This window comes from Sphingomonas endophytica (assembly GCF_014199415.1).
Classification (GTDB): Bacteria; Pseudomonadota; Alphaproteobacteria; order Sphingomonadales; family Sphingomonadaceae; genus Sphingomonas; species Sphingomonas endophytica.
Map to the genome: position 1 here is coordinate 30,965 of NZ_JACIJN010000013.1, position 20,227 is coordinate 51,191.

Consider the following 20,227-nt stretch of genomic DNA (forward strand, 5'->3'; position numbering starts at 1 on the left):
ATACATACAATAAATTATTATCGCATTTTGATGGAATTCTTCAATGTTGGAGGTGCTGCGAGCTCACCACGAGCGTATTCGCGAATGTTTATCGGTCCATCGGGAACTTTGCGCAGAAGTCGAACCGCAGACCGGGCGCCTGGCCCTGTCAAGATTGCGCATCACGGGCGCGAACGCTGACCGTTCGCGTTTTATGGCTCGCGAGATCCTCCCAATCCTGCAATCCCGTGTTCACCCAGACGCCGACAGGATAATAGACCTGCTATCGAATGATTCTACCAAGAGACAGGAAGCAGCCAAAGCTCATATCGGTCGCTGGAGTCTCGAAGCAATCGAGCAGGATTGGACGGGATACAAGGTGGCATCTACCCGGGCGATCGCCAGCATCGAACAGCGCATCACCTTGGAAGCTGACTGCCTCCGATCCATTTTTCTATGAACAAACGCTTTCGCCTTTGGGAGCTTACCGATCAGTGGTGACTGGACGGGGCGTTACTCAACGGCGACGATCGAACTGACGTTCGCCAAACGTGAATCGCCGATCTGGTTCACGATCCACCTGAAATGCGGCGAAGCTCCCTTACTTCGGCTCGGCTCACGACCGAGACGAAAGGCTGGAGAGGGTGAGCAATCGGAAATACCGCGCAACACCGGCGTGCGAGCGCGGCTGTACGCCTTGTGAGATGAAATGCGCTGTCATGACCGCGATCGGCGCGCACCTGTGGCAAGAGCTTCGGCCAGCTCTTTTCCCCTATCAGGCTCCGGTGCCGGATCAGAATGGGGAATCAGATCGCGCAGCTGTGACAGGCCGATGGGCAGCCACTGTGCAAGCAGCCGCGCGCGCTCGTCCCGGCCCGGATTGTCCGGGAACGCGTCCAATATCTCCAACATCGCGTCGAACATTCGCGTGAGCGCCCGCTCGCTCGGGAGCGCCACCTGCATCGAGACGAGCTGAACGGGTCGTACCGGCTCCGACTCGGGCGCGTCGTGCGGCGAGTCGGATTTGCCGAGCAGATAGTCGACCGAGATGCCCAATTCGGATGCGATCCGGGGCAAATGCCGCGAGTTTTTCGTTGTCCCGTTTACAATCTTGCTGATCGAGCCCTGCTGAATACCAATCGCGTCAGCGAGCGCGGTTTGCTCAATCCCGCGCTCTTTCAAAATTTTATTGAGGCGATCGCCGGTTACAGTCACACCGCACTCATATTCCGAGGCGAATACGATGCGAGCTTCGATTGCGATTGCGCACGTATTCTTTTGCGAATAGTAGTGGCTCATGGAGTTGGCGCTCACCCCTGCCTCGGCCTTCCGCAAAGCTGCGACGATCGTCGGATCGCAAGCTCGGATGGCAGAGGTTTGCGGAAAAAAGCAGCCGACCATTTCTAAGCGGCTCAAGGCGGGCAAGCCCGCCGAGCCAGAAGAGGTGCTGGCGATCGAGGCCGAAACCGGCATCAGCCGCCACGACCTCCGCCCGGACCTCTACCCTCAAGAAATGGTCAGCCGTGACAACGCTTCTGTCGACCAGAGACCCGAGCGATGAACGCCAGAACGACAATTGCAGCGAGCCGAGCAACCAGCTCGTCCGTCGAACAGCACCAGCTCCGCGCCCTTCACCCTTGGGCGCGGGCTGGACGGGGACGGGAGAATACCTCGCGAGGCGTTGAAGCCGAACGGCGCCTGGCCCCGGAAGGCACACCAGTCTACCCCGTCGACCGCTGGCAGACCGGTCGGTCGCCGTGCGCAATCTCAATCCTCCAGCGCGTTGAAGCAGTCTGCCCATCCCTGTCCAGCGCGACCCTCGGTGCCGGCAGGCCCATCCGGCTGGCACCGCTTTTCCGGCCCTCGGTCGCATGACGCGGCCGACGCGATCAGCGGGTGATACCCCGCGCGTGCCCCGCAGCGATGCGCATGGCGCGGTGCGCGACGCACTCCGCTGCTACGTCGGCCCCGGTCGCGCGTGGAAGTCGATCGATCTCGCGAGCGAAGCGGGGGTGCCGGTCAAGTCGATCGAATGCGCCCTCGCGCAGGTTGGCTCCGAACACTGGCGTCCGATCCCCTTCGACCGGCTGCTGTCGATCGCTGCGGTGCTCGGCGGTGCTTTCGCAACGGGCTGCCTGCGCCCCGCCTCGCTCGGCGCGTTCGTGTTGCCGTCCGCTGCTGCGCTCGATCCTGCGGCCTTGATGATCGAGAAGCTGCGTCTCGCCAACGCAGTGGTCGCGCTTGCGGCGGACAATGACCTGTCCGCCGACGATCTGGAGAAGATGATCCCGATCGCGAACGCCGGGCTCGAACTCAACATGCAGATGCTCGCCGCGCACGCGGCGGGCATCCCGCGGGCCGGCGCATGACCCGGGGCAGGTCGAGCGCTCCTGGAGCCGGGCCTGCCCGGCACCCGTGCGCGCCGCCCGACACGAGCTGATCGCGCCACCGCCCGCACCGATGCCGACCTGCCCGCCGGACCCGTTCGCTTCGTGCTTTCGGGGACGGTTTTCTACTGCCCGAAAGCCTCGCCCGTGCCCCCCGACGAACTCGACACGATCCGGTCAGCGATCAACGTGCTGCGCGGCGAACTCGCCGAGGCGAACGACCCCGGCGACTTCGCCATTCCGGTGCGCGAGCTGGCCGAAGCCGTCCGTGTGCTGGCCGGGTCGGGCAGGGAGTGCCTGTCGTTCGCGCCGGGCGGCACGCCGCGCGACCTCGACACGATCTGGTGCCTGCTCGTGGATCAGGAGCGGCTGCTGCGCTCGCGCCTCCTTGATGCACCGGAGTCGCACCGCGCGTTGCCGGTCGCGCTCGCGCACGTCAGCCGCGCGGTCAACGCGATGCTCGGTGCCTTCTACCGCCGCCGCCGGACCGCGCGCGCATGACACCGCCGCCGGAACATCGCTACGCGGTGAGCGAGCATTTCGCCTTGCCGCTGTCGGTCGCCGCCGTGGTGCTCGGCCTCGCGCCCGTCGCGATCCTCTACCTCGATGCCATGCGCCTCGCGCTGGCCGCGCTGATCCTCGTCCTCGTCGTCGTGCTCGCGATCCTGCGGGCGATGCTCTTTCCCGGAGACCGCTGATGCGTCACGTCACCGCCCACGCGCCGCGCCGCTACGATCGCGCCCCCGCCCCGCTAATCCGCCCGTGCCCGGCATCCCGCGCGCCGCGGCTGACCCCGCTCGATGTGGTATCGTTGCAGGTCGTCGCCGGCTTCGTCGGCCCCCTGCCCGTCATCCAGCTAGGCCACCTGCTGTTCGGCTGGCACAGCGTTACGGTGATGTTCGGCCGGCAAGCATGACCAGCCCGGTCGGCCTTACCGGCAATCGGCTCGCACATCGTCAGGGTCGAGGGAGCTCGGCGCCATGACGGGCGCTCCAGAACGCGTCGGCATATCCGGCGCCGTATTGATCACAGGCATGTCGCGCCGCACGCTCCAGGACCTGGCGCCATCGATTCCCGGCGCCTCCAAGCCGGCCGGCCGGTGGCTCTTCGTCGTGTCCGAGCTGCGCGCTTGGGTCACCCGCACGACGAGAGGAACGTCATGCCGAAAAACCTATACCTTCGAGAAGGAATATACTGGGCGCGGTTCAAGGTCCGCGGCCAGGAACACCGACAAAGCCTACGAACACGTTCTGAGCGGGTCGCGATGAAGCGACTCGCCGCCCTGCGTGAGCAGGTCGAAGATCAGGCCGTCTACGGGATCGCTGGGCCGGTCGGCTGGCGAGATGCGGTGATCAGCTGGAGCGAGAATGTCGCCGGAAGCTTGGGCGACCGTACCTATTCACGCTACTGCTGCTCGCTGCGCCAGCTTCGCACGGTACTCGATCCGCTTTCGGTGCAGGAGATCACTCCGGAGCTGCTTAAGGAGCTGATCAAGCAGCGCCGCCGCGCTGGCGTGAAGAATGCGACGATCCGCCGCGATCTGACGGCGCTGTCCAGCGTCCTGAACCACGCCGCCGATGAGGGATGGATCGCAGAGAATCCGGCCGGTGGATTAAACCGTCGACGGCTGGTGCCCGAACGCACCGTTCGGATCATGCTCCCTCAGCCAGAGTCGATCGCGTTGGTCTTTGCCCGCCTGCCCTCGCGGATCCGCGACGTCTGCGAATTCACCCGCGAGACCGGCCTGCGCCTTGAGGAGGTCACCACCCTCGCGCATGCCGATATCGATCGCGTGGAGCGCACCATCACGGTGAACCGCGGCAAGGGTGACAAGACCCGAGTTGTGCCGCTGACGAAAACGGCGGAGACGATCGCCGATCGCCAGCCCCGCTACATCGGCAAGCCTTGGGTCTTCTGGAAGGGCAAGGGCGTGAGATTGACCGACCTGTCCTCCCGGCTGGGCGGCTTCATGCGCCGGGTGGCACGAAAGGCGGCACGCGAGAACGTCGAATTTCACGCCTTCAGCCACCACGATTTTCGGCACCTGTTCGCCGTCGAGTATCTGCGGAATGGCCGGGGATCGATCTACGACCTGCAAGGCGAACTTGGCCACGGGACGATCACGATCACCGAGCGCTATCTGGCGTTCCTGACGCCCGATCAGGTGAAAGCCGCCAAGTCGACGATGGCACAGCGTGGGGCACAAGCGCCGCGGTCTGAGGCAAGCGCCTGATGCAAAGGTGGCGGAAACGTTGGAAGATTAATGCGCATGGCGAGGTTCGCCGCCAAGAATTTGTAAACCGAAGGTCGTGGGTTCGATTCCTGCAACCGGCACCATCGTCATCCCGCGATCGCCTCTCCCTGACTGACGAAATCGAGCTGGCGCTTCCGCACGGCCGGTACACCCGCGACCATGGTGTGCGCCGCGACATTCTCGCGAACCACTGATCCGGCGGCGACGACACTGCCGCGTCCGATGGTGACTCCGGGCAGGATGGTACAGCCACAGCCGATCCACGCTCCGTCCTCGACGACGATCGGCGCGGGCGTTACGGCTCCCGCCCGCCGCTCCGGGCCACCAACATCATGGTTGGCCGTCACGAACAAGGTATGATGCCCGACGACCACATCATCCCCGATCCGGACCGGCGCGCTGAGGTCGAAGTAACAGCTTCGGTTGATAAAGACGCGATTGCCGATCCGCAGACCAAAGCCATTGATACGGCACCCGCCTTTGATCGTCGGCGCCGCGCCGAAGCGGAACGACAACCAACGATAGAAATAGGCGCGCAACCGCGAGCTGAACGGATCGTCCGGCAGGTTCGAGGCCACTCCATTGACGATCGCAACCCACCATGTCCGCACTGTCGCCCGGAACATCGATCCTCCGTCAGACTTTTGTTTTTATCAGGCCAGCAGGATTGACCCGCATCCGCCCTAATGCTGCCCTGCATCTTATGCGCGATAAGTCCGCGAAGGTCCATCGCCTTCGTCAGATAGCAGGCTCCGCTGCAACCCAGGCCGCGCTCGCTCGTTGCGGCGGGGCAATGATATTGAAAGTGGCCAGCTATAACATTCGCAAGGCGATCGGCTCCGATCGCCGCCGGAGCCCGGAGCGGGTGTTGCAGGTGCTCCGCGAGGTAGACGCCGACATCGTCGCGCTACAGGAGGCCGACCGTCGCTTCGGGCAGCGCGCCGCCGTCCTGACCCCCCATCTTCTGGAGGAGCACAGCGACTGGCAATCGGTCGGCCTGGGAATGCGCGCGACCAGCATGGGGTGGCATGGCAACGCGATCCTTGTGCGCAAGTCGGCGCGGATCCTTGATTGCGAACAATTGCATCTACCCGCGCTGGAGCCGCGCGGTGCCGTCATGGCGGACGTGGCGATCGCGAACGCGACGGTTCGGATCATCGGCATGCACCTCGACCTGTCCGGGCTCTGGCGTCGGCGGCAGGCCGCGGCGATCCTCGCGCATGTCGGGGCGAGCGGCGACGCAATGCCGACGGTGATGATGGGCGACCTCAACGAATGGAGCCGTGCCGCCGGCTGCCTGCGCGATTTCGGCGCATCGTTCCGGTTCGCGGACACCGGACCCAGCTTCCACGCGCGTCGTCCGATCGCGCGGCTCGACCGTATCATGGTGTCGCCCGAGCTGCGCATCGACGCCTGCGGCGTTCACCAGTCGCCCGCCGCGCGCGTCGCTTCCGATCACCTGCCGATCTGGGCGAACCTCGCGACGCAAGAAGGGGCTTCGGTCCGCAGGCCGAGCGAGGATTGATCCGGGGCGCGGGTATCAGATCGCGCGCGCAGGGCAGTTTCCCCACGCCGGCCGGAGCAATGCCCGCGACCTTCCGTCTCGTGCTTCCTTGTGTACGCGGACAAAACCACTGATAAGACGTGCTCAGGATGAACTTGCGCCGCACCCGGGTGTTGCGCCATCCGAGAGTAGTTCAGGAAGGGAGCTTATCATGGCGAAGTCGGCGGAGAAGCGCGGCAAGGACGAAACCAAGGCCGCGGAGAAGAAGGTCAAGGCGACCGGCAAGCCCGCCGGCGGCGCACGCGGCGGCATCACCGCGCCCGTCACCCCCTCTGCCGATCTCGCCGAGATCGTCGGCAAGAACGACCTGCCGCGCAGCGAGGTTGTCAGCAAGGTGTGGGAATATATCAAGAAGCACGATCTGCAGGATGCGAAGGACCGTCGCCAGATCAATGCGGACGACAAGCTGGAGAAGATCTTCGGCAAGAAGTCGGCGAGCATGTTCGAGATGAACAAGTTCCTCAGCGCGCATCTGACCGCGCCGAAGGGCTGACCCGCACGCGCCGCGCGCTCGCCGTTGTCGATCACGACACGGCGGGCGCGTGCCCAATCAGACGCGACAGATCGCGCAAGGTGCGGATCATCGTGATCCCCTTCGGCCCGGCGATGTAGCGCGGCTCCCAGCGCGGGGCGAATTTCTCTTTATAGCTGCGCAGCCCTCGAAAGCCGTAGAAGCGCTCGCCATGGTGGAACACCAGCGACGCCGCGCGCGCCCAGGCCGGCGCCAGCCGCCGCCCGGATATTCCCGACAGCGGCGCGATCCCCAGCGAGAAGCGCTGGTAGCCGCGATCTTTCGCCCATTGCAGGATGTTGACGAACAGGAAGTCCATCGTGCCATGCGGCGCATCGTCGCGATGGCGCATCAGGTCGACCGACGCCTCCGCATGGTTCTCGGTCAGCCACAGATTGGCGAAGGCGGCGATCCGCTCGCCCTCCATCACCAAGGCGACATCGAAGCGCTGCATATAGTCGCGGCTGAAATGGCCGAGGCTGAAGCTTTTCTCGGCATGCCCCTTTGCCGCCATCCATTCGTTCGAGATCGCCGCCAGTTCGTCCAGCACGACCGGCACCGCCGCGGCGGGGACGATCCGGAAGCTCAGCCCGCGCCGCGCTGCCGCACGCTCGGCCTTGCGCACCGACCGCAGCCGCGGCGTGTCGAGCGTGAAGTCGGGGAGGTCAATGATCGCCTCCTCGCCATATTTGATGACGTGCAGCCCCATGCCGATCGCCAGCTCCAGCACCGGCCCGGTCACCTGGTACAGCATCAACCGGCCCTGCGCCTGATCGGCCTTGTCGCGGATCCGCCACAGCAATTCGGGCCAGTCGTCCCGCGACCCCACCGGGTCGCCCATCACGATCCAGCTCGCACCGCGGACCTGGTACATCAACATCGCCGCGCACGACTCGGAAAAGAGCAACCGCTTGTCGTCGATCATCGCAAGCATCGCATCGGTGCGATCGGCGGATGCGAGCACCCGCAAGAGCGCCGCCGGTTCGAAGGCGCGCGGCTCGGGTGCCTGTGGCGGCGACATCCACCGCCAGACCAGCGCCGCGAACAGCGCCACCGTCGCCGCAAGGGTGCCGCGCAGGAAGCGGGGCGCATCGCCGCGCAGCGCGAATTGCCACCACAGATCATCCTCGTACGGGACGCGACGATAGGCGAACAGCCCGATCCACACCGCCGCGGCGAGCACCACCAGCACTGCCGAGAGCCATCCCGCCGACCAGCGGATCTGAGTCAGCGCCGTCCGGCGGTAAAAGGCGCCACGCGTCCATTGCAGCATCGCAGCGAGCGTGAGGCAGGCGATCGCCTCTTCATAATCGATCCCCTTCGCGAGTGAGAAGGCCGCGCCGGCGAGCAGCAGCGCGCGGGTCGCGACGAACGCGCCGTCGAGCCGGCGATAGAGGCCGGGGGCAAGCAGCAGCAGCCCGGTGCCGACGAGGCTGCCCGCGATATGGCTTGCCTCGATGAACGGCAGCGGCACGATCGACGCGAGCGCCCCCAAGCGCGCATGGAGCGACGGCAGCGACCCCGAAAGCAACAGCATCGCGCCGCCCATGAAGGTCGCGGCGCTCAGTGCGAGCGGCGCGATGCCGTTGGCAACCGCCCGCCCATCGCGCAGCAACCGCGACGACAGCGGATGGTTGAGGAGGTGGCGACGCCGCAACCCCTCGCGCCAGGCCAGGATCGCGACGGCGACCGCCAGCGGCAACAGGTAATAGATGACGCGATAGGCGATCAGCGCCGCGAACGCGATCGAGCGGTCGCCGGGCAGCACGGCGAGCACCACCGCCTCGAACACGCCGATCCCGCCGGGAACGTGCGCCAGCACCGCTGCGACGATGCCGAGCGCATAGGCGAGGATGAAGGCGGGCAGTAACGCCGGTGCCGCCCCATGGACGAGCACGAACAACGCCGCTGCCGCGGTGCCGGTGTCGAGCACCGCGAGCGCGATCTGCGCGAGGGCTTGCGGGATCGTCGGCAGCGGCACGCTCAACCGCCACAGCCGCAACGGCCCGCGCGCATTGCCGCACAGCATGATGATCGCGGCGATCAGCACCAGGATGGTCGCGGCGATCGCGTGGGACACGGCGGCGGGGATCGCGACGCCGGCGAGCTCGATCGGTCCGCTGCGCGCCAGCAGCGCGACCGACGCGACGGTGACCACGCCGCTCCAGAAGGTCGCGCTGGCGATGCCGATCACCCGCGCCACGTCCGGCCCGTCGAGCCCGGCGGCGGTATAGATGCGATACCGCGCCGACCCCCCGGTCAGCAGCGAAAGCCCGAGATTATGGCTGAGCGTGTAGCTGGTGAACGACGCGAGCGCGGCGACCCGCCACGGCAGCGGCCGCCCGATGATCCGCAGTGCCAGCACGTCGTAACCGGTCAGGGTCAGATAGCTGAGCGCGGTAAACAGCAGCGACGCTGCGATCTGCCACGGCGTCAGCGCATGAAGCGCGGCGCGGATGTGCGAGAAATGCAGTTCGCGCGTCAGTTGCTGCATCGCCGCGAATCCGAGGGCGATCAGCACCAGCACCATGACGAGCGACAGCGCGGTGCGATGCCGCGTCAGCCACACCCGCGCCTCATGCATGCGGAACGTCCGCGATCCGGTGCCATAGCTGCGACTTGCAGAGCAGTCCGCCGAGGATGCAGCCCTTCACCTTCATCTGGTCCGGCCCGACCTGCTGGATGATCGAATAGAAGCGGCGGTTCATGTCGGGGACGAACACCGTGCCGGACCAGCTCCCCGGCTTTTCGGCACGGTAGTTCTCGAGCAGCGCGGTGCCGATCAACCGTGGCGTCCCGCCGTCGCGCGCATCGTTTTGCGCCTCCTCGTTCGCCCAGACGATCCAGCCGCACAGCCGGTCGCCGCACGGCCCGGTGCGCACTGCGACGCTTTTGTACGGGTTCATCCAAACGCCGTAGATCGTCGCCGGTGCCACAGCATTCTGCGGTTGCGCCGCGGCGGGAACGGCGACGGCCGTCATCAGGGCGGCGACCGCCGCGGCGAGGCGAAAAGCGAACATATGTGATCCCCTGTGATCTGCCAATCATAGGCCGTCGTTGATTGCGGCCACGTCGACGACGGCTGAATTATCTGTAATGAAGATGACGGATCAGCGACCGTTTGCGATCACCCCGCGCAGCGTCCGCGCGATCAGAGACACGTCGTAGTTCATGAAATGCCCGCCCGGCAGCGCGATCCGGCGCATGTTCGGGCCGCGCAGCAATGGACACAGGCTGTGGCTCTCCGCCGCGCCCTGGATGCAGGTCAGCGGAGTCCAGTCGATCCGCCGCGCGCTTGGCAGCGCGGGTGCATCGGGCGCGCCATCCAGCACCCCGCCCGGGCTGGCCTTGAACAATAACGTATTGCCGGGCACGAGCAGGATCACCCGCGCCACCGCGGGTCGCAAGGCATGTGGAAGGTGCGCACTGGCATATTGCAGCATGTCCGCACCGAACGACTGGCCGATCAATACCACGCGCGTCGTACCGGGATTCCGCTCGGCCCGGCTGATCGCTGCCGCCACGATCGCAACCGCCTCGGCGGGAGTGCGGCGGGTCCCGAACGCGGTCAGCGAGTTGAAACCCAGAACGGACAACCCCCCGGCGTTCAAGGCCGCGATCACCCGCGGCGCCATGCCGGCGTTCAGCCCCATGTCGCCCGACAGGAAGAGCACCTGCGTGCCTTGGGCGCCATGCGGCGCGGGCGCGGTTGCCGGGAAGGCGCGCAGAACCGGACCGCCGAAATAGCCGAGATACCCGACCCCACCCGTGATGAGCAGCATCAGCGCGGCAAGCGTCGCCACGGTGATCGCGAACCGGTTGCGGCGCGGCCCCGGCATGGTCAGGCGCTCACCGCATAAGTGATGACGAAACACGCGGCGGTCAGCAGGAGCATCGCAACGATGAAGCTCGCGTCAGCCACTTGCTCCAGCCGGTGCAGCCACGCCCGCCGCCGCGCGTCAGGGGTGCGCACCGCAAGATAGGACGCCAGCATCGCGATCAGGAAGATCAGCGAGTCGATGGCCAGCAAATCGTCGGCGAAGCTCGCGCGTTTGCCCCATGCGATACCGACATGGAGCAACCCGATCCCGGTCAGGCAGACCCCGACCATCGCCGCCGCCATCGGGCAGATCAGCCGGCAGACTCGCTCGTCAAGCGCCGATCGTGAGCGTTGCCGGTCATCGGGGTCGCGGCGCGACCGGTCGAGAGGAAAGGGATCGCCCATGCCGTGCTTCTGCCCGGCACCTCTTCGCAATCCCCTGTCCGGAACATGACCGTTCCGTCATCTTCCGCTGCTACGGGGATTTTTTCGCCCTGTACGACTTATACCAGTTCGGCCTGCATCCCCATCATCGTCGCGAGCGCGCGATGGCGCTTCTGCACAGTCTCGCCATAGAGCGCCGGATCGCCCGGCTGGAGCCGCAGGACGCCGCCCTGTGCGCTGACTGTCGCACGGGTCAGCGGAGCGGCAAGCCCGCCGCTCAGCCTCTGCCCGAGCCGGATCGCGAGCCCCCATTGCGTCGCGCGGCGCAGGCTCGCCTCCCCCGCGAGAATGGCGAGCGGCGCGGGGCTGTCGATCGCGCCGCCCAAAGCGGTCCAGAGCGCCTGCGCCAGCATCGCGCGCCCACGCGCATCGATCGCCACCCAATTGCCGTGCAGCGCGATCTCCATGCCGCGTTCGGCACGGAAGTCCGGATTGGCGCGCCAGCCGACGTCGGCGAGATGGCAGGCAGCGACGCGCAACCGTGCGTCGGCGTACGGATCGTCACCGAACAACGGCGCGATCCAGCGATCGAGCAGGTCGCCATGTTCGGGAAAGCGACCGCTGCGTCGGCCTTCGTCGCGCGCCGCGACGATCAACGGGTCGGCGGCGCGTTGCTCGGGCGACAGACGTTCGTAGAGCAGCCCCTCGCGCAGGCCGTAGGCGGAGACGACCGTGCCGCTGCTGCGCAGATGCTTCAACATCGCCGCGAGCAGCGCGGCGGCATCTGACAGCGTCGGAATGCGCCCGGACGACAGGCCGGGCACGTCCTTCAGCCGCGGCTTGCCGACATGCGCAAGCGTGCGGCGGAGGCGGGTAACGGTCTCCTGCGACATCGCATATTGGTGAATTACCGGCAGCGGATAGCGAGTCGCCTCCATGTCGAGCCGCGCCAGCGCGCGCCACGATCCGCCAACCAGATAGAAAGGCAGCCCCTTTCCTGCGCCCAGCCAGCCATGTTCGTCCAGCACGGCGCGGACCTGCCGGTCGAGCCGCCCCTTCTCGCGCAGCGCGGCGATCCGCAGCACGCCGAGCGGAAAGGATGCGCGCCGCGACAATTCGCCGCGCCGAACCTGCACCAGCTCAAGGCTGCCGCCGCCAAGGTCGCCGACGATGCCATCCGCATCCGGGATCCCGGACAGCACACCATAGCCGGCGGCCTCCGCCTCCTTTTCGCCGGGCAGGATTTCGACCGACAGTCCGGCGCCTTCGGCCATCGCGATCAGATCGCCACCGTTGCTCGCGTCGCGCACCGCAGCGGTCGCGACCGTTCGCAGCGTGCTGACCTCCATGGCGCGCGCCAGCGCCGCAAAACGGTGGAGCGCGGTATAGGCGAGCGCCATCGCCTGTTCGTCGATCGACCCGCTCTCCGCGAGGCTGCGCCCCAGCCCGGCCAGCACCTTTTCGTTGAAGAGGATCGCCGGCAGTCGCGGGGGCCCCTGGTAGACGACCAGCCGGATCGAGTTCGAACCGATGTCGATGATCGCGGTGCGCGGTTCCGCGGAGGTCACCGCTTCCGGCGGCTCCGCGGCGCGCTTCGGCCACCTCAACGCTTGCGCCTCAGCGACAGCACCGGCACCTCATCGCCGTCCAGTGCCGCACCGCGACCCGACAGCGACGGATTGACCATGAAATAACGGTGGAGGTTGAACGGCCTTTCGCCCGGCGTGTCGCGAACATAGCTACCATCCGCTTCCAGCTCCCAGCTCTGCTCATTGTCGATCAGGTTCGCGACCATGACCTGATCGAGCACCTGATCGTGCACCGTCTCGTTCTGGAGCGGTAGCAGATACTCGACCCGGCGATCGAAGTTGCGCGGCATCCAGTCCGCCGAGGAGATGTAGACCACTGCGCCGTCGTTGGGGAGCGCCGCGCCATTGCCGAACGCCGCGATCCGGCTGTGTTCGAGAAAGCGGCCGACCACCGACTTGACCCGAATGTTCTCCGACATGCCCGGCACTTTCGGGCGCAGGCAGCAGATACCCCGCACGATCAGATCGATCTCCACGCCGGCGCAGCTCGCCTCGTAGAGCTTCTCGATGATGATCGGATCGACCAGCGAATTCATTTTCGCCCAGATCGATCCCGTCCGCCCGGCGCGGACATGCGCGATCTCGGCGTCGATGCGCGCCAGCAACCGTTCGCGCAGCGACCGCGGGCTGAGCACCACCAGTTCCATGTCGGCCGGCTCGACATAGCCGGTGATGTAGTTGAACATCCGCGCCGCATCGCGTCCGATGCGAGGATCGGCGGTGAAGAAGCTGAGATCCGTATATATTTTCGCCGTGATCGGATGATAGTTGCCGGTGCCGAAATGGCAGTAGGTGCGGAACTTGCCGTTCTCGCGCCGCACCACCATCGCGACCTTGGCGTGGGTCTTCCATTCGATGAAGCCATAGACGACCTGCACGCCCGCGCGCTCCAGCGCGCTGGCCCATTGCAGATTCTGCTCTTCGTCGAACCGCGCCTTCAGCTCGACGACGGCGGTGACCGACTTGCCCGCCTCGGCCGCGGCGATCAGTGCGCTGATGACCGCAGACTGTTTGCCGGCGCGGTAGAGCGTCTGCTTGATCGCGACCACGTCCGGATCGTTCGCCGCCTGCTTGAGGAAGGCGAGCACGACGTCGAAGGTCTCGTAAGGGTGGTGGACGACGATGTCCTTGCTTCGGATCGCCGCGAAGCAATCGCCGCCAAACTCCCGAATTCGCTCGGGAAAGCGCGGTGTGAACGGCACGAACTTCAGGTCGGGACGATCCTCGTCGGCGAGCAGCGACAGATCGCCGATGCCGAGGAACGAACCGGTTTCGGTCACGATCGTATCCGCGCCCCCCAGTTCCTCGCGCAGCGCCTGCGCGAGCCGATCGGGCATGCCGGTTTCCAGCTCCAGCCGAATGACGCGCCCACGCCGTCGCCGCTTGATCGCATTGGCGAAATAGCGAACGAGGTCCTCGGCCTCTTCCTCGATCTCGATATCGCTGTCGCGCAACACGCGGAATTCGGCGGCACCGAGCACGTCATAGCCAGGAAAAAGCTGATGGGAGAACCGCTTGAGGATCGACTCTATCGCAACGTATGAAGCGCGGTCGTTGCCGGGCAGCCGCACGAACCGCGGCATGGCGGCCGGCAACATCACCAACTCGCGGATCGGCTCGGCGTCCGACCGGCGCACCAGATCGAACATCACCGCCATCCCCTTGTTGGGCATGAACGGGAATGGATGCGCCGGATCGAGCGCCTGCGGGGTGATGACCGGAAACAATTGCTCCTGGAAATAGGTCTCGAGCCACGCGCGCTGCTCGGCATCGAGCCCTTCGAGCGAACGGCTGCCGAGCACCGCGATCCCAGCGTCGTCCAGTTCGCGGCGGATGTCGCGCCATACCGCCTGCTGGCTGGCCATCAGGGCATCGGCCTGCTCGACGATCGCCGCCAGTTGTTGCCCGGGAGTCAGCCCATCGGCAGAACGTGCCTCGACGTCCTGCAACTGCTGTCCTTTCAGGCCGGCGACGCGAACCATGAAGAATTCGTCGAGATTGCCGCCGGAAATGGCGAGGAAGCGCAGCCGTTCGAGCAACGGATGCGCCGGATTGCAGGCTTCTTCCAGCACGCGGCGATTGAAGGCGAGCCACGATTGCTCGCGATTGAAATACCGATTCCCGTCGCGTTCCACGAAGGGATCGTCCAGCTTGAGCGCCGCCTCGGCATCCTTACGCACGATACTTACGGGCCGTGTCATGATCGAAAGTCGCTCCGGTTCCTTGCCGTCTTGTCCAGATCAAGGGTTTCGCGCGCCAACGGGATCGTCAGCCGGCGGCGCCCCGCCAGCGCGGCACGATCGAGCGTATCGATCGTGTCCATGACGGCGGTGTGACTCCGCTCGGTCCGGGCGGTCAGCCAGGCGATCAGGTCGGCGCGCGCCTCGAGGTGCCGCCGCGCGAAGCCGCGCTCGAATAGCGCCGACATCAGCGTCTCCTCCGGCGCACCGATCGTCGCGGCGGGGCTGGCGGCGAGCCGCGAACGGAGATCGGGCAGGGAAACCTGCCACGCCGGCGCGACCGCCGAGGCAATCAACAGCAACGGCCGGCGTTCCTCTTGCGCGCGGTTCCAGGCGTGGAACAAGGTGCCCTCGTCGATCGCATCGGCATCGTCGATCACCCAACCACCTGATCGCGCGGCGAAGATTCGACCGAGCAGCGAGCGCCCCGACTTGGGCGGTCCGCCGAGCACCGCGGTGCGCACCGGCCAGGTCGCCCAATGTTCGAGCATCCGCACCGCGCGCGCGTTCGATTCGACCACTAGAAATTCGCCCTGTTCCTCCGCCGGCCATGCCAGCGGCAGCGCGATCTGGTTCATGTCGCCGGCCCCGTCCGCGGGCTTGGGCTCGGCGTCGGCGCAGCACGGCGGATCCGCAAGGTCGCCGCAGTGCCAATGACTTGCCAGCCGCGCGCCTCCAGCGCAGCGCGCAATGCCTCGACCGTGCCGGCATAGCTGACGTTCATCGAGGAGACGCCGCCCAGCGCGAGGCTGGTGGTGGCGGCGCTGGCCACGCCCGGCACGCCGCGCAGCGCCGCCTCGGCTCCTGTCACCGCACCGACATCCGGGCTATCGTACTGAATGGTCAGCGCAAGCGTCGTCGGTGCCAGCAACGGCTGGTCGGCGAGCAGGTCGGAAACCTCCTCCACCGGCTTCTCCGTCACGGGCGTGATCGGATTGAGCCCCGGATCGAGCCCCAGATATCCCTCGCGCAGCGCCCGCTGGTATATGTCATCGAGCCGCTTGACCCCGGCGTCGAGCAGCGCGGGGACACCGGCGCCGGTGCCGACGCGTAGCGAGAAGCGCTGCAAAATACGATGGTCCGGGCCGTAGCGTGCCTCGAAAACGCCGATCACGGGGCCACCGGGCCATTGCCGGAACAATCGGACGCTCGGCATCAGCACGTCGCTGGCGCCATATTGGTCGAGCAGCGCGCGCCACCAGCCGCGATCGGGACGCTGCGTCTGCCCGACGTTCAGCAACAGCGAATCGGGACCGGTGCCGGTCGGGCGGACATAGTCGATCGCGCTGCTGCCGGTGCGGAAGCGCGCCCACGCCTCCTGCCAGACGGTGCGTTGCTCGAAGACGGTGCCGACGCCGGTCGACCATTGCACCGGCACGACCAGGAACGGCGACGAGCGCGCGACCGCGGCCGAGACCCCGAGCAACCCGGCGGTGCGCGCGCGGTCGAACAGCACCCCCAGCCGCGCGACATAGCGGTTCGGCCCGATCTGCTCATTCTCGACGACGATGCTCGACACGATCGAGTCGAGCGTGCCGTCGCCGAGCGATCCGCTCCCTGCCCCCATCCGCTGCGCCAATTGGACATAGGCCTTGCGCTGCGCCTCGCGCCAGCCGGCCAGCCGCGCCGCCTCGGCATTGGGGCCGGGTACGTCGACGCGGACGCCGGTCACCTCGAAGTCGTTGGAACTGTCGACCGCGGCGACGCCGCGATCGCCGCCCTCGATCTGCGCGAACACGCCACGCGTGCCGAGCGCGGCGGCAAGGGCGGTCAGAACCAGGGCGATCGGGAGGCGATGGCGCATCGGAAGGTCTTTTGGCGAAGCAGGCGTGGAAATCCAAGCGCGATGTGGCTAGTCGGCGGACATGAGCAACGAAGCCTATACCTACGAGAGCGCCGGCGTGTCGATCGCGGCCGGCAACGCGCTGGTCCGTGCGATCGCGCCGCTGGCCCGCGCCACCCGCCGCCCCGGCGCCGACGCCGATCTCGGCGGGTTCGGCGGATTTTTCGATCTGAAGGCGGCCGGCTTCACCGATCCGCTGCTGGTGGCGGCCAATGACGGAGTCGGCACCAAGCTGAAGCTGGCGATCGAATGGGATCGCCATGCCGGGGTCGGGATCGATCTGGTCGCGATGTGCGCGAACGATCTGGTCGTTCAGGGTGCCGAACCGCTGTTCTTCCTCGATTATTACGCGACGGGGCAGCTCGACACCGCCGTCGCGGAAAGCGTCGTCGCCTCGATCGCGGAGGGCTGCCGGATCGCGGGCTGCGCTTTGATCGGCGGCGAAACCGCGGAGATGCCGGGCATGTATGCCGCAGGCGATTACGATCTGGCCGGCTTCTGCGTCGGCGCGGTCGAGCGCGGCGACGTCGTGACCGGCGCGGAGATCGGCGCGGGCGACGTGATCCTCGGGCTCGCGTCCTCGGGGGTGCATTCGAACGGCTTCTCGCTGGTCCGGCGGCTGGCGGCGGACAAGGGCTGGAAGCTCGATCGTCCGGCGTTGTTCGATGCCGACCGGCTGCTGATCGACATTTTGATGGCCCCGACGCGCATCTATGTCGCGAGTCTGCTGCCGCTGCTCCGCGCCCACAGGATCAAGGGACTGGCGCATATTACGGGTGGCGGGCTGCTGGAGAACATCCCGCGCGTGCTGCCGCGCGACGCGCACGCGCAGATCGACGCCGACGCGTGGGAGCAGCCGCGCCTGATGGCGTTCCTGCAGGCGCAGGGCGCGATCGAGCCCGAGGAAATGGCGCGCACCTTCAATTGTGGTATCGGCATGGTGGTGGTCGTCGCCGCCGATGAGGCCGACGCGGTCGCGGCAGCGCTGCGCACTGGCGGCGAGACGGTCCATGTGATCGGGCGGGTCGAGGCGGGCGCGCGCGGCTGTACCGTGTCCGGCAGGACCGAGACGTGGAGCGCGCGCGCCGACTGGACGGCGACGCACCACCAATGAGCGCGTTGACGCCTGCACCCGTCGCGGTGCTGATCTCCGGCCGCGGCTCGAACATGCAGGCGCTCGCCGCCGAGCAGGGCGCGGCGTACCGGATCGTGCTCGTCGCCTCCGACCGACCCGACGCGGCGGGACTGGCCTGGGCACGCGAGCAGGGTCTCGCGACCTTCGCCTTGTCGCCGAAGGGGATCGGCAAGGCCGCCTATGAAGAGGCGCTGGACGCCGCGCTGCGCGAGGCCGGTGCGGAGTGGATCGCGCTGGCGGGCTATATGCGGCTGCTGTCGGACAAATTCGTCGCGCGGTGGCGTGGCCGGATCATCAACATCCATCCGTCGCTGCTGCCCAAGTACAAGGGGCTCGACACCCATGCCCGGGCGATCGCCGCCGGCGATGCGGCGGGCGGCTGTTCGGTGCATGTCGTGACCGAGGAACTGGACGGCGGCGAAGTGCTTGGCCGCGCCGAAGTGGCGATCCGCCCCGACGACACGCCCGAGCGATTGGCGGCACGGGTGCTGGTCGAGGAGCATCGCCTCTACCCGGCGGTGCTCAAGGCGTTCGTCCGCGCATGACCGCGCTCGACCAGGTGCGCGCGGTCGCGCTGCTGTTGCCGGAAACGGTCGAACAGCCGACGGCGGACGGCGCAGACTTCCTCGTCGCGGGCGAGGTGTTCGCCCGCGTTGCCGCGGATGCGGCGACGGTGCTGCGGCTACGCGAGCCCGCGGGCGAGCTCGCGATCACACTCGACGCGGATGTCGATTGGCCGCTGGTCGAGGACCGGATCGCACGAAGCTGGGAGCTGACCGCGCCGCGGCGCTTGCTGGAGGCCGGCGGCCGTTAGGCGTCGAGCCGCGGCGTTCCGGCTTCCCTGACCGGTTCCCGAACCCCGCGGTTCGCCGTTGCGCCCCGAAAGACCGTTCGGTTGGTGCCCGAAGGCGACCGACGATGTAAACGCGTAAGACGTCAGCGCAGTCCTAGCGCGTTGCGCCGTTCGCATTGTGGACGATCGCCACGTCGATCGGATGATCGAAGGCAACGCCCGTCCGGCCCTCGGTCTGCCAGACCACGCGGCCAGCAACCCAGCCGAGCCCGTTGAGCTTGATCTCGACCGCGCTGTCGGGCGGCAGCGGGTGCGGCAGTTCCGCCATCAGCCCGCCGGCCGACACGTTGCGGATCCTCACAAGAAAACCCGCATCCTCGGCATGGACGCGCATCCGTGCCGACAGATGGATCTCGCCCCGCCCGCGTTCGTCGGGCTGGCCCGCAGCCTTGTGGTCGTCAACCAAGCTGTGTCTCGACTGCCCCATAAAACCCGCCCGCTCGTTGTTCCGGACGGTTACGTCAAAATGATTTACGAATGGTTAAGATCCGCATCAATCGTCGCGCGATACCTTTTCGGCACGCTCGTGCCGCTCCTGTGCCTCGACGGTCATCGTCGCGATCGGCCGCGCCTCAAGCCGCCCGAGGCTGATCGGCTCGCCGGTCACTTCGCAATAGCCATATTCGCCTTCCTCGATGCGCCGCAGCGCGGCGTCGATCTTGGCGATCAGCTTGCGCTGCCGGTCGCGGGTGCGCAGTTCGAGCGACCAGTCCGCCTCGCTCGACGCGCGGTCGTTGAGATCGGCTTCCCGCAGCGAGTCGACCTGCAGCTGCGACAGCGTTCCCTGCGCCTCGCGACGGATCGCCTCTTTCCAGGCGAGCAGCTTGTGACGGAAGTACGCCTGCTGGCGCGGGTTCATGAACGGCTCGTCCGCGCTGGGGCGATAACCGTCCGGCGTCGGGCTGGAGAGCGCCTCCGGCTCGTCAAACGCGTCTTCGACCTGACTCATCACCGTCGCCATGACCTTCTCCCGCCCACGTGAAGGATGTCGTCAGCATCTCTGCACGCCCCTTTGGGCGCGCCTATAATCGTCTGATTGATCCTCCACAAGCGAATGACTTGGCCCCGTTCGATCCGAAGTGTCGCAAGGCTGTACATCGATGCCGACGGGTGACGGACACCCGCCGGCGAGAAGCGATCAGGCCGAGAGCAACGCCTTCTCGATGTCGGGGATCGGGTGGCCGGTCAGATCCTTGTCGAGCTCACCCGCCAATCGCGCGCTGACCTCCTTGTGATAATGTTTGCGCAGCTCGCCCAAGGTGCGCGGCGGCGCGATCACGATCAGCGATTCGAAGTCGTTCGACAGCGCGCGTCGCTTCAGCAGATCGGCGGCATCGGCGGCAAAGCGATCCTCCTCGAGCTGATGGAAATCGGTCTGCTCGAAGCTGCCGCGCGAGGGCGCGAATTGCGCGCCGCCGCCCTGCGCATGGCCCGAGCCGCCCTGCGCCGCATTGGGCGCCCCGGCCCCGCTCTGCGTCGACGAGGCGCCGCCCGCGGCGTCGGTCGCCTGATCGCGGGTCGCGGGATTGGCGCGTTCCTCGGCGTGCTCGACCTGCAAGTTCGGGTATTCGGCATCACCCTCGTTGCGCAGGAACAGCAGCTTGCGGCCATCGGCGACCAGAACGACCGAATTGTGGGGGACCTGCATGGACGTTTCTCCTTCTGCTC

General features: G+C 66.8%; 25 protein-coding genes. 12 read left to right on the forward strand and 13 right to left on the reverse strand.

Annotated elements, in window-relative coordinates:
• The first annotated feature begins 43 nt into the window (after positions 1-43).
• Positions 44-439: a hypothetical protein gene (locus FHS97_RS16145; protein ID WP_184040449.1), complete on the forward strand. Its 396-nt coding sequence runs from the start codon at positions 44-46 to the stop codon at positions 437-439.
• A gap of 257 nt (positions 440-696) precedes the next feature.
• Here the strand turns inward: FHS97_RS16145 and FHS97_RS16150 are convergent, their stop codons facing one another.
• A complete protein-coding gene (locus FHS97_RS16150) occupies positions 697-1,278 on the reverse strand; it encodes a helix-turn-helix domain-containing protein (RefSeq protein ID WP_184040452.1) in 582 nt (193 codons plus the stop codon).
• On the opposite strand from FHS97_RS16150, the gene FHS97_RS16155 reads away from it, so the two are divergent.
• The 6 genes from FHS97_RS16155 (at position 1,277) to FHS97_RS16180 (ending at position 4,599) form a co-directional block, all read left to right on the forward strand.
• Complete coding sequence (locus FHS97_RS16155; RefSeq protein WP_184040455.1) at positions 1,277-1,540, forward strand: transcriptional regulator; 264 nt, start codon at positions 1,277-1,279, stop codon at positions 1,538-1,540. The genes FHS97_RS16150 and FHS97_RS16155 overlap by 2 nt on opposite strands.
• Positions 1,541-1,889: 349 nt before the next feature.
• Positions 1,890-2,348: a hypothetical protein gene (locus tag FHS97_RS16160; protein ID WP_184040458.1), complete on the forward strand. Its 459-nt coding sequence runs from the start codon at positions 1,890-1,892 to the stop codon at positions 2,346-2,348.
• A 165-nt stretch (positions 2,349-2,513) separates the two neighbouring features.
• Complete coding sequence (locus FHS97_RS16165) at positions 2,514-2,867, forward strand: hypothetical protein (RefSeq protein WP_184040461.1); 354 nt, start codon at positions 2,514-2,516, stop codon at positions 2,865-2,867.
• Positions 2,864-3,064 carry a hypothetical protein gene (locus FHS97_RS16170; RefSeq protein WP_184040464.1) on the forward strand — a complete coding sequence of 67 codons (201 nt, stop codon included), beginning with the start codon at positions 2,864-2,866 and terminating at the stop codon, positions 3,062-3,064. The genes FHS97_RS16165 and FHS97_RS16170 overlap by 4 nt, the downstream gene beginning before the upstream one ends.
• Complete coding sequence (locus tag FHS97_RS16175) at positions 3,064-3,282, forward strand: hypothetical protein (RefSeq protein WP_184040467.1); 219 nt, start codon at positions 3,064-3,066, stop codon at positions 3,280-3,282. Before FHS97_RS16170 ends, FHS97_RS16175 begins: the two co-directional genes overlap by 1 nt.
• Positions 3,283-3,630: 348 nt before the next feature.
• Positions 3,631-4,599 carry a tyrosine-type recombinase/integrase gene (locus tag FHS97_RS16180; protein ID WP_184040470.1) on the forward strand — a complete coding sequence of 323 codons (969 nt, stop codon included), beginning with the start codon at positions 3,631-3,633 and terminating at the stop codon, positions 4,597-4,599.
• Positions 4,600-4,706: 107 nt separating this feature from the next.
• On the opposite strand, the gene FHS97_RS16185 is transcribed toward FHS97_RS16180, so the two are convergent.
• Positions 4,707-5,198, reverse strand: a complete 492-nt coding sequence (locus FHS97_RS16185; RefSeq protein WP_184040473.1) for a DapH/DapD/GlmU-related protein — start codon at positions 5,196-5,198, stop codon at positions 4,707-4,709.
• Positions 5,199-5,413: 215 nt separating this feature from the next.
• Here FHS97_RS16185 and FHS97_RS16190 point away from each other — a divergent pair, with 215 nt between their 5' ends.
• A complete protein-coding gene (locus tag FHS97_RS16190) occupies positions 5,414-6,145 on the forward strand; it encodes an endonuclease/exonuclease/phosphatase family protein (RefSeq protein ID WP_184040587.1) in 732 nt (243 codons plus the stop codon).
• A 190-nt stretch (positions 6,146-6,335) separates the two neighbouring features.
• Entirely contained in the window at positions 6,336-6,677 is a 342-nt protein-coding gene (locus FHS97_RS16195) for an SWIB/MDM2 domain-containing protein (protein WP_028965720.1), read from the forward strand.
• 31 nt (positions 6,678-6,708) lie between these two features.
• Here the strand turns inward: FHS97_RS16195 and mprF are convergent, their stop codons facing one another.
• From mprF to FHS97_RS16235, 8 genes are all read right to left on the reverse strand, one after another.
• Positions 6,709-9,279, reverse strand: a complete 2,571-nt coding sequence (gene mprF, locus FHS97_RS16200; protein ID WP_184040476.1) for a bifunctional lysylphosphatidylglycerol flippase/synthetase MprF — start codon at positions 9,277-9,279, stop codon at positions 6,709-6,711.
• Positions 9,272-9,715 (reverse strand): DUF2147 domain-containing protein, encoded by a 444-nt coding sequence (locus FHS97_RS16205; RefSeq protein WP_184040479.1) that lies wholly within the window; start codon positions 9,713-9,715, stop codon positions 9,272-9,274. The genes mprF and FHS97_RS16205 overlap by 8 nt, the downstream gene beginning before the upstream one ends.
• 90 nt (positions 9,716-9,805) lie before the next feature.
• A complete protein-coding gene (locus FHS97_RS16210; protein WP_184040481.1) occupies positions 9,806-10,534 on the reverse strand; it encodes an AcvB/VirJ family lysyl-phosphatidylglycerol hydrolase in 729 nt (242 codons plus the stop codon).
• Between the two features lie 2 nt (positions 10,535-10,536).
• Positions 10,537-10,920, reverse strand: a complete 384-nt coding sequence (locus tag FHS97_RS16215) for a hypothetical protein (RefSeq protein ID WP_184040484.1) — start codon at positions 10,918-10,920, stop codon at positions 10,537-10,539.
• 98 nt (positions 10,921-11,018) lie between these two features.
• Positions 11,019-12,506, reverse strand: a complete 1,488-nt coding sequence (locus tag FHS97_RS16220) for a Ppx/GppA family phosphatase (protein WP_221233363.1) — start codon at positions 12,504-12,506, stop codon at positions 11,019-11,021.
• Positions 12,503-14,689 carry an RNA degradosome polyphosphate kinase gene (locus tag FHS97_RS16225; protein ID WP_184040487.1) on the reverse strand — a complete coding sequence of 729 codons (2,187 nt, stop codon included), beginning with the start codon at positions 14,687-14,689 and terminating at the stop codon, positions 12,503-12,505. Before FHS97_RS16225 ends, FHS97_RS16220 begins: the two co-directional genes overlap by 4 nt.
• On the reverse strand, positions 14,686-15,306 hold the full coding sequence (locus FHS97_RS16230) for an HdaA/DnaA family protein (RefSeq protein ID WP_184040490.1): 621 nt from the start codon (positions 15,304-15,306) through the stop codon (positions 14,686-14,688). Before FHS97_RS16230 ends, FHS97_RS16225 begins: the two co-directional genes overlap by 4 nt.
• The gene (locus tag FHS97_RS16235; RefSeq protein ID WP_184040492.1) at positions 15,303-16,532 is read right to left on the reverse strand and encodes a heavy-metal-associated domain-containing protein; all 1,230 of its coding nucleotides are present in this window, start codon (positions 16,530-16,532) and stop codon (positions 15,303-15,305) included. The genes FHS97_RS16230 and FHS97_RS16235 overlap by 4 nt, the downstream gene beginning before the upstream one ends.
• A 61-nt stretch (positions 16,533-16,593) precedes the next feature.
• Here FHS97_RS16235 and purM point away from each other — a divergent pair, with 61 nt between their 5' ends.
• The 3 genes from purM to FHS97_RS16250 are packed head-to-tail and all read left to right on the forward strand — an operon-like array spanning position 16,594 to position 18,520.
• A complete protein-coding gene (gene purM, locus FHS97_RS16240) occupies positions 16,594-17,685 on the forward strand; it encodes a phosphoribosylformylglycinamidine cyclo-ligase (RefSeq protein WP_184040495.1) in 1,092 nt (363 codons plus the stop codon).
• On the forward strand, positions 17,682-18,251 hold the full coding sequence (gene purN, locus FHS97_RS16245) for a phosphoribosylglycinamide formyltransferase (protein WP_184040498.1): 570 nt from the start codon (positions 17,682-17,684) through the stop codon (positions 18,249-18,251). The genes purM and purN overlap by 4 nt, the downstream gene beginning before the upstream one ends.
• Positions 18,248-18,520, forward strand: a complete 273-nt coding sequence (locus tag FHS97_RS16250; protein WP_184040501.1) for an MmcQ/YjbR family DNA-binding protein — start codon at positions 18,248-18,250, stop codon at positions 18,518-18,520. The genes purN and FHS97_RS16250 overlap by 4 nt, the downstream gene beginning before the upstream one ends.
• A 133-nt stretch (positions 18,521-18,653) precedes the next feature.
• On the opposite strand, the gene FHS97_RS16255 is transcribed toward FHS97_RS16250, so the two are convergent.
• The 3 genes from FHS97_RS16255 to FHS97_RS16265 all read right to left on the reverse strand — a co-directional run bounded on the left by FHS97_RS16255 (position 18,654) and on the right by FHS97_RS16265 (position 20,207).
• Positions 18,654-18,965, reverse strand: coding sequence for a PilZ domain-containing protein (locus tag FHS97_RS16255; RefSeq protein ID WP_184040506.1), 312 nt, complete (start codon positions 18,963-18,965; stop codon positions 18,654-18,656).
• A gap of 87 nt (positions 18,966-19,052) precedes the next feature.
• Positions 19,053-19,508: an RNA polymerase-binding protein DksA gene (gene dksA / locus FHS97_RS16260; RefSeq protein WP_425506318.1), complete on the reverse strand. Its 456-nt coding sequence runs from the start codon at positions 19,506-19,508 to the stop codon at positions 19,053-19,055.
• 189 nt (positions 19,509-19,697) lie between these two features.
• Positions 19,698-20,207, reverse strand: a complete 510-nt coding sequence (locus FHS97_RS16265) for a host attachment family protein (RefSeq protein WP_184040525.1) — start codon at positions 20,205-20,207, stop codon at positions 19,698-19,700.
• Positions 20,208-20,227 lie beyond the last annotated feature (20 nt).